Below are 12,843 nucleotides of genomic sequence, written 5' to 3'. Positions count from 1 at the left end.
CAGGCGCCGCGATCGCGTTGCGCTTAATTGATTTTCAAACGTATGCGCAATCCACGCAGGCCGTAACTGACCCAGGGCCATAGCAAGGCACTGACCAGAGCCGGCAGAACCAGCGCCAGTGTGGGCTGACGGTTGCCGGTCAAAGCGCTGAGCCACAGCTGTGCAAGCTGCGCCAGACCGAAGACCACCAGCAACACCAGGCATTGCTGCCACATGGGGAACATTCGCAAACGCTGCTGCAACGACATGACCAGGAACGTAATGAGGGTCAGGATCAGCGCGTTCTGGCCCAGCAGCGTGCCATACAGCACGTCTTCCATGAGACCCAGAATCCAGGCGGTGGCCATGCCGTATTTATGAGGCAGCGCCAGCACCCAGAACGTTAGCAGCAAGGCCAGCCAGAGCGGACGAAAGATTTCCATGAACTGCGGCAGCGGTGAAATGCTCAACAGCAAACCGATGGCGAAGGTCAGCCAGACGACCCAGCCATTGCGTCCGGAAACATGACTAACCATCGATACGCTCCCGAATGCTGGAAGGTGAAGAAGCCGAGGGCTGCGAAGCGGCAGGACGCGAGGCAGGACGCGCAGCAGGCGTTGCCGGTGTGGCGGCAGGTGCCGGTGCAGTACTTTGAGATGCCGGCTTGTGCGTGGTCGTGCCGACCGGGAATACCGGAGCAACGGGTTGCGGCCACATTGGAAACGCCGGCGTCGGTGGCGGCAGGGTCGGGATCGCAGCAGGCTCGAGTCCCTTGTCGAACGACTCCTGAGCCTGTGCGGCATCGGCGGCACGCTCTTCCGGCGTGCGGCTGTCGGAGAACACCAGCAGCAGGTTGCGACTGCGATTCAAGGCAGCGGTCGGCACAGCACGCACGATCGCGAACGGCTGACCAGAGTCATGAATGACTTCCTTGACCGTCGCCACCGGATAACCGGCCGGGAAACGCTGCCCCAGACCTGAACTGACCAGCAGGTCGCCTTCCTTGATGTCTGCGGTGTCGGCTACGTGCCGCAACTCCAGACGCTCCGGGTTGCCGGTGCCGCTGGCAATGGCGCGCAAACCGTTGCGGTTGACCTGAACGGGAATGCTGTGGGTGGTGTCGGTGAGCAGCAGGACACGCGAGGTGTAAGGCATCAGCTCGACCACCTGCCCCATCAGGCCACGCGCATCGAGCACCGGTTGACCCAGCACGACACCGTCACGCTCCCCCTTGTTGATGATGATGCGGTGGGTGAACGGATTCGGGTCCATGCCGATCAGCTCGGCGACCTCGACTTTCTCGTTGACCAGCGCAGAAGAATTCAGCAACTCGCGCAGACGCACGTTCTGCTCGGTCAACGCCGCCAGTTTTTGCAGGCGACCTTGCAGGAGGAGGGCTTCGGTCTTGAGTTTTTCGTTTTCGGCGATCAGTTCGGTGCGGCTGCCGAACTGGCTGGCAACACCCTGATAGAGACGCTGTGGCAGATCGACGATCCAGTAGGACTGCATCAACACCAGTGACATCTGACTGCGCACGGGCTTGAGGACCGTGAAGCGGGCGTCAACCACCATCAACGCCACAGACAACACAGCCAGCACCAACAGACGTACGCCCAGCGATGGGCCTTTTGCGAAAAGCGGTTTAATAGGCCGCTCCTCCCGGGCATGCAATCGACGGATCAAGCTTCAATTGGCTGTTATTCATGCGGTATGGAACCGGCCTGGACAGATGAAAGAAATAGGCACCATTTTAATCAGCCTCACGCATACAGGTAGCACAAGTGCTACCCGTATACAAAAAGCCAATGAGCGGCACCCCGGCGAATTACTCGCTGGAGAGCAGATCCATGGTGTGCTTATCCATCATTTCCAGCGCACGGCCACCGCCACGCGCCACACAGGTCAGCGGGTCTTCGGCAACAATGACCGGCAGACCGGTTTCCTGAGCCAGCAGCTTGTCCAGATCGCGCAGCAGCGCACCACCACCGGTCAGCACCAGACCACGCTCGGCGATATCCGAAGCCAGTTCCGGCGGCGACTGTTCCAGGGCGCTTTTCACGGCCTGAACGATGGTCGCCAGCGATTCCTGCAAGGCTTCAAGTACTTCATTGGAATTCAGCGTGAAGGCACGCGGAACGCCTTCAGCGAGGTTACGGCCACGCACGTCGACTTCACGCACTTCACCACCTGGATAGGCCGTACCGATTTCCTGCTTGATGCGCTCGGCAGTGGATTCGCCGATCAGGCTGCCGTAGTTGCGACGCACGTAAGTGATGATTGCTTCGTCGAAACGGTCACCGCCTACACGTACTGATTCGGCATAGACAACGCCATTCAGGGAGATCAGCGCAATTTCAGTGGTACCGCCGCCGATGTCGACAACCATCGAACCGCGTGCCTCTTCAACCGGCAGACCGGCACCGATGGCAGCAGCCATGGGCTCTTCGATCAGGAATACTTCACGGGCGCCTGCACCCAGGGCCGACTCGCGAATGGCGCGGCGCTCAACCTGAGTGGATTTACACGGAACGCAGATCAGCACACGAGGGCTGGGCTGCAGAAAGCTGTTTTCGTGGACCTTGTTGATGAAGTACTGAAGCATCTTCTCGCAGACGCTGAAGTCGGCGATGACGCCGTCCTTCATGGGGCGGATGGCCGCGATGTTGCCTGGAGTACGGCCCAGCATGCGCTTGGCTTCTGTACCGACGGCCACGACGCTCTTCTGGTTGCCGTGAGTACGAATGGCAACGACAGAGGGCTCATTCAGAACGATACCGCGCTCACGCACGTAAATAAGGGTGTTGGCAGTGCCCAGGTCGATGGATAGATCACTGGAAAACATGCCACGCAGTTTCTTGAACATGGGAAAGGGACCCTAGGGAACGCGTGGGTAAAAAAGTGCGGCAAACTCTAACAACGACAGGGATTTTGGGCAAGGAGCCAATATGTTAAATTGGCGCTTTTACAAACACGACCCTCGACGTTAGCGGCTTGAGACCGCAGAAACACGATAGTGTTCCGCATCTGGTCACAAAGCAAATTCGCTCGTATTCCACAGGAGATCCCCCCATGGCGCTTGAACGCTCCGACGTGGAAAAGATCGCTCATCTGGCCCGACTGGGCCTCAATGACGCCGATATCCCACGTACCACTGAAGCCCTCAACAGTATTCTCGGGCTGGTCGATCAGATGCAGGCGGTCGATACCACCGGCATCGAACCCCTGGCCCACCCGCTGGAAGCCTCTCAGCGCCTGCGTGATGACGCCGTAACCGAACGAAATCGTCGCGACACTTACCAAGCCATCGCACCAGCCGTCCAGGACGGGCTTTATCTGGTTCCGAAAGTCATCGAGTAAGGGAAAGAGCCTGCATGCATCAAATGACTCTGGCCGAGATCGCCCGCGGACTCGCCGAAAAGAAGTTTTCCTCTGAAGAACTGACCCGAGTCCTGCTGTCGCGCATCGCGCAGCTCGACCCTCAGCTCAACAGCTTCATCAGCCTCACCGAAGACCTGGCCATTACTCAGGCCCAGGCCGCGGACGCACGCCGTGCCGCCGGTGAGCATGGCGCCCTGCTCGGTGCCCCGCTGGCTCACAAGGACCTGTTCTGCACGCAAGGCATCCGCACCAGCTGCGGCTCGCTGATGCTCGACAATTTCAAGGCTCCGTACGACGCCACCGTGGTTTCCCGACTGGCTTCGGCCGGTACGGTGACGCTGGGCAAGACCAACATGGACGAATTCGCCATGGGTTCTGCCAACGAGTCGAGCCACTATGGCGCCGTGAAGAACCCCTGGAACCTTGAATGCGTGCCTGGCGGCTCGTCCGGCGGTTCCGCTGCGGCCGTTGCCGCGCGCCTGTTGCCTGCCGCGACTGGCACTGACACCGGCGGCTCGATTCGCCAGCCTGCCGCACTGACGAACCTGACGGGTCTGAAGCCGACCTACGGCCGCGTGTCGCGCTGGGGCATGATCGCCTACGCGTCCAGCCTCGATCAGGCTGGCCCGATGGCCCGTACCGCTGAAGACTGCGCCCTGCTGCTGCAAGGCATGGCCGGTTTCGACGCACAGGATTCCACCAGCATCGACGAGCCTGTTCCGGATTACTCGGCAACCCTCAACGCCTCGCTCAAGGGCCTGCGTATCGGTTTGCCCAAAGAGTATTTCAGTGCAGGTCTTGACCCGCGAATTGCGCAACTGGTCCACGAAAGCGTCAAGGAGCTTGAAAAGCTCGGCGCCATCGTCAAGGAAATCAGCCTGCCCAACCTGCAGCACGGCATCCCGGCCTATTACGTCATCGCACCGGCAGAGGCATCGTCCAACCTGTCGCGCTTCGACGGCGTGCGTTTCGGCTATCGCTGCGAAAACCCGAAAGACCTGACCGATCTGTACAAGCGTTCGCGCGCCGAAGGCTTCGGTCCGGAAGTGCAACGTCGCATCATGGTCGGTGCCTACGCCCTGTCGGCAGGCTATTACGACGCCTACTACCTGCAGGCACAGAAGATCCGTCGCCTGATCAAGAACGACTTCATGAGCGCTTTCGCCGAAGTGGACGTGATCCTCGGCCCGACCACGCCTAACCCGGCCTGGAAAATCGGCGCCAAGACCAACGATCCGATTGCCGAATACCTGGAAGACTTCTACACCATCACCGCCAACCTCGCGGGCCTGCCGGGCCTGTCGATGCCAGCGGGCTTCGTCGAAGGTCTGCCGGTGGGCGTGCAACTGCTCGCACCGTATTTCCAGGAAGGCCGTCTGCTCAACGTCGCGCACCAGTATCAACAGGTCACCGACTGGCACACTCGCGCACCTGAAGGCTTCTGAGGAGAAACACATGCAATGGGAAGTCGTCATCGGGCTGGAGATTCATACCCAGCTTTCGACCCAATCGAAGATTTTTTCCGGCAGCTCCACGACGTTCGGTTCCGAGCCTAATACCCAGGCCAGCCTCGTCGATCTGGGCATGCCGGGCGTATTGCCGGTCCTGAACAAGGAAGCCGTGCGCATGGCCGTCAAGTTCGGCCTGGCGGTGGATGCTGAAATCGGCCAGCACAACGTGTTCGCCCGCAAAAATTACTTCTACCCTGACCTGCCCAAGGGCTATCAGATCAGCCAGATGGAACTGCCTATCGTCGGCAAGGGCCACCTGGACATCACCCTGGAAGACGGCACGGTCAAGCGCATCGGCATCACGCGCGCGCACCTTGAAGAAGACGCGGGCAAAAGCCTGCACGAAGATTTTCAGGGCATGACCGGCATCGACCTGAACCGTGCCGGTACGCCGCTGCTGGAAATCGTTTCCGAGCCGGACATGCGCAGCGCCAAGGAAGCCGTGGCTTACGTCAAGGCGATCCATGCGATGGTTCGCTACTTGGGCATCTGCGACGGCAACATGGCTGAAGGCTCGCTGCGCTGCGACTGCAACGTGTCGATCCGCCCGAAAGGTCAGGTCGAGTTCGGTACCCGCTGCGAGATCAAGAACGTCAACTCGTTCCGCTTCATCGAGAAGGCGATCAACAGCGAGATCCAGCGCCAGATCGACCTGATCGAAGACGGTGGCAAGGTTATCCAGCAAACCCGCCTGTATGACCCGAACACCAACGAAACCCGCGCCATGCGCAGCAAGGAAGAAGCCAACGACTACCGTTACTTCCCCGACCCTGACCTGCTGCCGGTGATCATCGAAGACTCGTTTCTGGAAGAAACCCGCGCCACCCTGCCGGAATTGCCGCCGCAGAAACGCGAACGCTTCCAGAGCCAGTTCGGCCTGTCGACCTACGACGCCAGCGTGCTGGCTTCCAGTCGCGAGCAGGCGGACTATTTCGAACAGGTGGTCCACATCAGCGGCGACGCCAAACTGGCCGCCAACTGGGTCATGGTCGAACTGGGCAGCCTGCTGAACAAGCAAGGTGTCGAGATCGAGCAGTCGCCGGTCAGCGCCGAACAACTGGGTGGCATGCTCAAGCGCATCACTGACAACACGATCTCGGGCAAGATTGCCAAGATGGTGTTCGAAGCGATGGCCAATGGCGAAGGCAGTGCCGATGAAGTCATCGAGAAACGCGGCCTGAAGCAGGTGACTGACAGCGGCGCCATCGAGTCGATGCTGGACGAGATGCTCGCTGCCAACGCCGAACAGGTCGAACAGTACCGCGCCGCAGACGAAGCGAAACGCGGCAAGATGTTCGGTTTCTTCGTCGGCCAGGCGATGAAAGCCTCCAAAGGCAAAGCCAACCCGCAGCAGGTGAACGAACTGCTCAAGGCCAAGCTGGAAGGTTGATACCTGCGAAAGATGCGCAGCCGCCTCGCACAGATTGTGGGAGGCGGCTTGCCGGCGATGCATCTTTCAGGCGACAACCTGGTGACTGGCCTGACGCCTTCGCCGGCAAGCCGCCTCCGACAAATAGCCGGGCCACATGGAATTGCGTTACAGCCGCGCTCACCCACAGGCACTCAGGACCCGACCCATGCGCCGACTTCTCTCCGCCTGCAGTCTGCTGACCTTACTGGCCGGTTGCTCCAGCAACAGCCTCATCGACCCCCACGGTTACGACGAAACCGGACGCGCCTCGTATTACGGCTCGCAGCATCACGGCAACCGCACTGCCAGCGGCGAACCTTTCAACCAAAACGCCTTGACCGCCGCTCACCGACGACTGCCCTTCGGCACGCGTGTCAAAGTGACCAATCTCGACAATGATGAATCCGTCGTTGTGCGCATCAACGATCGCGGCCCGCATACCCGGGGTCGATTGATCGATGTGTCTCGCAAGGCAGCCGAACAACTGGGTATGCTGCGCAGCGGCACCGCCCCCGTACGCATTCAGGCCCTCGACTAAGGACGCCCGCAATTCTCCAGCTATCGACACTGCCCGCCCCTGCCCTGATCCAGTTGGTCTTCGGCCTTCTTTTGCTGCTGATTGGCGCTGAGCTGTCGGTTCGATCAGCCGTCCACCTTGCAGCCCTGTTCAAGATCAGACCTCTGATCATTGGCCTGACCGTCGTGGCGATGGGCACCAGCGCACCGCAAATGGCGGTCAGCCTGCAGGCCGCATTCTCCGACAACACCGACATCGCCGTGGGCAGCGTGATCGGCGGCAACATCTTCAACGTACTGGTCATTCTGGGCCTGTGCGCGCTGGTGACTCCGCTGCGGGTGGCGCGCCAGGTACTGCGTGTCGACATTCCACTCATGATCGGCGCCTGCCTGCTGGTGATCGCCCTGTCATTGACCGGTGAGTTCAGTAAGCTCGACGGCGTCCTGCTGATCGCGGGTCTGCTGGCCTGCCTGTTCGTCGTGGTTCGTCAGGGCGGCCACGTACCTCGCCACGGCCACGCAGAAACGATAGAAAAGCCACGCACCCTGACGCGTATCGCCATGCTTGCAGGCGGCTTGCTGCTGTTGACGTCAGGCGGGCACCTGCTGGTTGACGCATCAGTCGTGATCGCCATCAACCTGGGGCTGTCCGAGCGCATCATCGGCCTGACGGTGATCGCCATCGGCACCTCGCTACCCGCCCTCATGACTTCGCTGATCGCAGCAATGCGTGGCGAGCGTGACATTGCCGTGGGTAACGTGATCGGCAGCAACCTGTTCAATCTGCTCGGTGTGCTGGGGCTGACCGCGCTGGTCGCGCCGGTGCCGCTGACCATTTCGCCCAACGCACTGGTTTTCGACCTGCCGATCATGCTGGGCGTCGCAGTGCTGTGCGTGCCGCTGTTCTATTCCGGCTACCGGATAGACCGCATCGAAGGCCTGTTTCTGTTGTCGCTGTACCTGACCTACGGCCTGCATATCGTATCGATCAGCACCGGCATGCTGCTGGCCGAACGACTTGAAGGCATGATGCTCAGGTTCATTGTGCCGCTGCTCGGGGTTATCGTTGCCTTTGGCGTGGTTCGCGCATGGCGACGGCAGCACTGACTCACAGACGTCCGCCCACAAACGCCACAGGAGAAATGCCATGACAGACAAAACGATCAGCGATGGCGAGCAGATTCGTCGCCAGGTGATGGGCGATGCCTACGTTGACCGCGCACTGGGCAACGCTACCGACTTCAGCCAGCCGTTGCAGGACTTCGTCAACGAGCACGCGTGGGGCAGCGTCTGGAGCCGGGAAGGCCTGCCGCTGAAAACCCGCAGCCTGATCACCCTAGCGACCCTGACCGCTCTCAAATGCTCGCAGGAACTGAAGGGCCATGTACGGGGCGCGCTGAATAATGGCTGCACGGTGGAAGAGATTCGCGAAGCGCTGCTGCACTGCGCCGTGTACGCAGGCGTACCGGCTGCCATCGAAGCTTTCCGCGCCGCGCAGGAAGTGATCGACAGCTACGTGAAGCTTGAATGACGCCGTAAAGCGGCTAGATCCAACCGCCCCACTGCAGAACGAATATCCCGATGTTGGTCGTCACGGCGGCGGCCAGCGTCGTGAGCACAATGATTGCCGCAGCCAGCTCATAGTTGCCATTGGCGGTGCGCGCCATGATGTAGCTGGCGGCGGCCGTCGGGCTGCCGAAGTATAAAAACAGAATCCCCAGTTCCGCACCGCGAAAGCCCACCAGCCACGCCGCGAAGGTGCACAGCACCGGCAGCCAGACCATCTTCACCAGACTGGCGCTGACCGCCAGTTTTCCGCTCTTGCGCAGCGAGGCCAGCGACAGCGTGCCACCGATACAGATCAGCGCCAGCGGCAAAGTCATCTGCGCCAGAAGAGAGCCGGAAGTCTCCAGCCACTTGGGCAGGCCGATGCTGAAGTAGGCGAACGGCGAGGCGACGAGCACGCTGATGATCAGCGGGTTGGCCAGCACGCTCTTGAACACACTCCACGGGTCGGATTTGATCACCGGGCTGTAGACCGCGAGCACCACAGTGGACAGCGTGTTGTAAAAGACGATGACCAGCGCCGCGAGAATCGCGCCCAGGGAAATGCCGTAAGAGCCATACATGCTGGCGGCCAGCGCCAGACCGATTACCCCGTTGTTGCCACGAAATGCGCCCTGGACATAGACCCCGCGATCTTCATGCGGGCAGCGCCAGATGGCCCAACCCCAAGTGGCCGCGAAACTCAGAAGCGTGGCGACACCAAAAAAGATCAGCAGTCTGGGTTGCAGCGCTGCGCGCAGATCGGCGTGAATGATGCCCAGAAACAGCAGCGCAGGCATCGTGACGTTAAACACCAGCCCCGATGCGGCAACGATGAACGCATCGTTGATTGCACGAATGCGCTTGAGGAACACGCCAAGAAACAGCATGGCGAACACCGGGGCGGTGATGTTCAGTGTTTCAAGAAAGATAGCCAGCATGCAACGCACCCGGTCCCGTCGATAGGTAGCTAATGATAAGCCACCCATACCGGGTGTGTTGCAAGGATTTTCGGAAAACCGCCGGTGCGAGGCGTCAGACGAGACGACTGACCTCCACCACCGGCTGCAATTTACGCTCGAACACCGACACGCCATCCAGGTCGCGCAGGTTTACGGTCATTTCGCCGCTTTGACCATCGATATTCACTTCGCCGAAAAACTGGAAACCGGCGAACGGTGAAGTGTTCTGCGCGGGCGGGGCTTTCTGAAACACCAGCTCGGGACCAAAGGTCTTGTCCAATACGTTTGGCCCGAAGCTGCCTGCGTTCAATGGCCCTGCGACAAACTCCCAGAACGGGTCGAAGTCCTGAAACACCGCACGATCCGGCTGGTAGTGATGCGCGGCGCAGTAATGCACGTCGGCCGTCAGCCACACGCAGTCGCGAATCTTCTGCGCGTGCAGATACGCCAACAACTCAGCGACCTCCAGCTCACGCCCCAGCGCAGGGCCGTCGTTGCCATTGGCAATCGCTTCCCAGCGCGCAACGCCGGGGCTCACTTCGCCGTCCGGCACGCCGAGGCCGACCGGCATGTCGGCGGCGATGATTTTCCATTGTGCCCTCGACCCCTTGAGTTCGCGCTTGAGCCAGTCCAGCTGTTCGCGCCCGAGGAAGGCCGTGGTTGGACCCGGCTTGTCGGCCAGATTGGCATCGTTGCCATCGCGATAGCTGCGCATGTCCAGAACGAACACATCCAGCATCGGACCGTAGGGAATCTTGCGATAGATCCGCCCGCCGTTGTCGGCTTCCTGCAGACGCAGCGGCGCGTATTCCAGATAGGCCTGACGGGCGCGAGAGGACAGCAGTTGAATGTCCTTGACCTTGTAACGGTCATCCAGCTGTTTGCTTGGCGACCAGTTATTGGTCACTTCGTGGTCGTCCCATTGCCAGATCTGCGGCACCTCGGCGTTGAATCGGCGCAGGTTTTCATCCATCAGGTTGTAACGATAATTGCCGCGGTATTCGTCCAGCGTTTCGGCGACTTTGCTTTTCGCCTCGGTGGTGAGGTTGCGCCAGATGCGCCCATCCTCGACCGTCATCTGTGCCGGGACCGGGCCGTCGGCGTAAATGGTGTCGCCGCTGTGGATAAAAAAGTCCGGCAGGCGCAGGCGCATGGCCTCGTAGATGCGCATGCCACCCACGTCCGGGTTGATACCGAAGCCCTGCCCGACCGTGTCACCGCTCCACACAAAGCGAATATTGCGACGCTGTTGCGGCATGCTGCGCAAATGGCCGAACCAGGGTTCGCTGGCAACACCGCTCTGCGCATCTTCGAACGACACGCGATAGAAAATCGTTTGATCCACCGGCAAACCGGTGAGCTCGACGCGAGCGGTGAAATCAGTACGTTGATCGGCCAGCGCCGACACCACACGCCGGGGCTGAGTGAACATGCTGCGCGTGTCCCACTCGACAATCATGCGCGAAGGGCGGTCGCTTCGACTCCAGACCATTGCGCGGTCGCCCAGCACATCGCCCGACTGCACACCGTCAGTCATCTTCGGGCGATCCTGCACCGACGCAATGACCGCCGGCGCAAGCCCCGGCAACAACAACCCGGCCCCGACGGCCTGAATGACACGACGACGCTTGAGATCGAACTGGCTCACGGTAATCCCCTCGCAGACAGGCAAAAGAGCAACCTAGCAGGGGAATGTTGGGGGAGTGTGACAGTGATGCCGATCAGCGGACGCAGAGCGGCAAGAACGGGCTACCACGCCGGAGCGTGGCAGCCATCATCTTCAGGGCTTCAAGCGCTGGCCGGGGCGACATCCAGTTCGACGGCTTCCGGCCGCTTGAGCACCGCATACACCACGCCCGTCACCACGCTGCCTACTGCGATTGCCAACAGATACAGCAGCGCATGGTTGATGGCGTTGGGGATCAGCATGACGAACAGGCCGCCGTGCGGGGCCATGAGTTTGCAGCCGAAGTACATCGACAGCGCGCCGGTCAGCGCTCCACCAACGACGCTCGCCGGAATCACGCGCAACGGGTCCTTGGCCGCGAACGGAATCGCACCCTCGGAGATGAAGCACAACCCCAGTACAAACGCGGCCTTGCCTGCCTCTCGCTCACTCTGGGCGAACTTGCGACGCGCCAGAATCGTGGCAATGCCCATGCCGATGGGTGGAACCATGCCCGCGGCCATCGCAGTGGCCATTGGCGCGTAGCTCTGCGAGGCCAGCAGGCCAACCGAGAATGCATAAGACGCCTTGTTGATCGGCCCACCCAGGTCAACACACATCATCGCACCCAGCACCACACCCAACAGAATGGCGTTGGTGGTCCCCATGCTGTCGAGGAACTGGGTCAGGGCTTCGAGCATGCCTGCAACTGGCTTGCCGACCACATAGATCATCACCAGACCGGTGAACAGGCTAGACAGCAACGGGATGATCAGGATTGGCTTGAGCGCTTCGACACTGGCGGGCAGGCGTGCGTAGCGATTGATCGCTGCGGCGCTGTAGCCCGCCAGAAAGCCTGCCACGATACCGCCGATGAAACCGGCACCCAGCGTGCTCGCCAGCAAGCCGCCGATCATGCCCGGCGCAAGGCCCGGACGGTCAGCGATGGAGTATGCAATGTAACCGGCCAGCAACGGCACCATCAGTTTGAACGCTGCTTCACCCCCGATCTGCATCAACGCAGCCGCCAGCGTGCCCTGCTCCTTGAACGCCGTGATGCCGAACACGAACGACAGCGCAATCAGCAGACCGCCGGCTACGACCATCGGCAGCATGAACGACACGCCGGTCAGCAGGTGCTTGTAAACACCGGTCTTCTCCTGCCTTGCAGGCGACTTGGCCGCCGCTGCGTCGGATTCGACCTGACCTTCTGCCAGCGCTTTCTTCAGCGTGGCGTCGGACTGCTTGAGCGCGATGCCTGTGCCGCAACGATAGATTTTCTTGCCGACAAAACGATCGGTGTTGACCTCGATATCCGCTGCCAGCAACACCACATCAGCGTCCGCAATGGCCTGCGGACTCAGCGGATTGCGAGCGCCGACCGAGCCCTGGGTCTCGACCTGCAGGTCATAGTTCAAACGTTTTGCGGCCTGCTGGATGGCTTCGGCGGCCATGAACGTATGCGCCACACCCGTCGGGCACGCGGTGATCGCGACAATACGCGGCTGACCACCGGCACTGCCTGCCGCTTCAGGCTCGGCGGCCTCTTGTGCAACGTGAACCTGTGCTTCCTTGTCGGCGCGTTGCAGGAAGCCATCGACATCCTGCAAGGCGTGAGACGGAGAATCCTGAAACAGGCGCTTGCCGACAAAACGACTCAGGTCCACAGGCCCGGTGTTGACGACCAGCACCAGGTCGGCGGCCTCGATGTCCTGGGCCGACAGTTGTCGATCCGGCTTGTTGGGGTCGATGATCTCGACGCTGGTTTCCCAGCCCTGACGCATCGCAGCCGCTTCGAGCAATCGTGCACTGAGTACGCTGCTGACCTTGCCGTTCGGGCAGGCCGTTACTATGGCTAACTTCATGACGATCCTC

General features: G+C 60.8%; 12 protein-coding genes. 6 read left to right on the top strand and 6 right to left on the bottom strand.

What is annotated here, in order from left to right:
* Positions 1-23: 23 nt before the first annotated feature.
* The 3 genes from mreD to mreB all read right to left on the bottom strand — a co-directional run bounded on the left by mreD (position 24) and on the right by mreB (position 2,842).
* Positions 24-515, bottom strand: a complete 492-nt coding sequence (gene mreD / locus JTJ32_RS13220; protein ID WP_004881567.1) for a rod shape-determining protein MreD — start codon at positions 513-515, stop codon at positions 24-26.
* Positions 508-1,626 (bottom strand): rod shape-determining protein MreC, encoded by a 1,119-nt coding sequence (mreC, locus tag JTJ32_RS13215; protein WP_210042501.1) that lies wholly within the window; start codon positions 1,624-1,626, stop codon positions 508-510. Before mreC ends, mreD begins: the two co-directional genes overlap by 8 nt.
* Before the next feature lie 178 nt (positions 1,627-1,804).
* Entirely contained in the window at positions 1,805-2,842 is a 1,038-nt protein-coding gene (mreB, locus tag JTJ32_RS13210; protein ID WP_002555108.1) for a rod shape-determining protein MreB, read from the bottom strand.
* A gap of 206 nt (positions 2,843-3,048) precedes the next feature.
* On the opposite strand from mreB, the gene gatC reads away from it, so the two are divergent.
* From gatC to JTJ32_RS13180, 6 genes are all read left to right on the top strand, one after another.
* The gene (gene gatC / locus JTJ32_RS13205) at positions 3,049-3,336 is read left to right on the top strand and encodes an Asp-tRNA(Asn)/Glu-tRNA(Gln) amidotransferase subunit GatC (protein WP_004881569.1); all 288 of its coding nucleotides are present in this window, start codon (positions 3,049-3,051) and stop codon (positions 3,334-3,336) included.
* A gap of 14 nt (positions 3,337-3,350) precedes the next feature.
* A complete protein-coding gene (gene gatA / locus JTJ32_RS13200; protein WP_099226348.1) occupies positions 3,351-4,802 on the top strand; it encodes an Asp-tRNA(Asn)/Glu-tRNA(Gln) amidotransferase subunit GatA in 1,452 nt (483 codons plus the stop codon).
* Between the two features lie 10 nt (positions 4,803-4,812).
* The gene (gatB, locus tag JTJ32_RS13195) at positions 4,813-6,258 is read left to right on the top strand and encodes an Asp-tRNA(Asn)/Glu-tRNA(Gln) amidotransferase subunit GatB (RefSeq protein WP_210042316.1); all 1,446 of its coding nucleotides are present in this window, start codon (positions 4,813-4,815) and stop codon (positions 6,256-6,258) included.
* Positions 6,259-6,445: 187 nt separating this feature from the next.
* Positions 6,446-6,817: a septal ring lytic transglycosylase RlpA family protein gene (locus JTJ32_RS13190; RefSeq protein ID WP_184321237.1), complete on the top strand. Its 372-nt coding sequence runs from the start codon at positions 6,446-6,448 to the stop codon at positions 6,815-6,817.
* Positions 6,818-6,870: 53 nt separating this feature from the next.
* Positions 6,871-7,902: a calcium/sodium antiporter gene (locus tag JTJ32_RS13185; RefSeq protein ID WP_210042315.1), complete on the top strand. Its 1,032-nt coding sequence runs from the start codon at positions 6,871-6,873 to the stop codon at positions 7,900-7,902.
* Between the two features lie 40 nt (positions 7,903-7,942).
* Entirely contained in the window at positions 7,943-8,326 is a 384-nt protein-coding gene (locus tag JTJ32_RS13180) for a carboxymuconolactone decarboxylase family protein (protein ID WP_210042314.1), read from the top strand.
* 13 nt (positions 8,327-8,339) lie between these two features.
* Here JTJ32_RS13180 and JTJ32_RS13175 read toward each other — a convergent pair whose 3' ends face one another.
* The 3 genes from JTJ32_RS13175 to JTJ32_RS13165 all read right to left on the bottom strand — a co-directional run bounded on the left by JTJ32_RS13175 (position 8,340) and on the right by JTJ32_RS13165 (position 12,833).
* A complete protein-coding gene (locus JTJ32_RS13175) occupies positions 8,340-9,281 on the bottom strand; it encodes an AEC family transporter (RefSeq protein ID WP_099226353.1) in 942 nt (313 codons plus the stop codon).
* Positions 9,282-9,375: 94 nt separating this feature from the next.
* Positions 9,376-10,950, bottom strand: a complete 1,575-nt coding sequence (locus JTJ32_RS13170; protein ID WP_099226354.1) for an alkaline phosphatase D family protein — start codon at positions 10,948-10,950, stop codon at positions 9,376-9,378.
* Positions 10,951-11,090: 140 nt separating this feature from the next.
* Positions 11,091-12,833: a PTS fructose-like transporter subunit IIB gene (locus JTJ32_RS13165; RefSeq protein WP_210042313.1), complete on the bottom strand. Its 1,743-nt coding sequence runs from the start codon at positions 12,831-12,833 to the stop codon at positions 11,091-11,093.
* Positions 12,834-12,843 lie beyond the last annotated feature (10 nt).

The organism is Pseudomonas alliivorans (assembly GCF_017826695.1).
In the GTDB taxonomy this organism is placed as follows: domain Bacteria; phylum Pseudomonadota; class Gammaproteobacteria; order Pseudomonadales; family Pseudomonadaceae; genus Aquipseudomonas; species Aquipseudomonas alliivorans.
The sequence above is the reverse complement of the archived record's forward strand: the minus strand, read 5'-3'. Positions and strand labels throughout refer to the sequence as shown.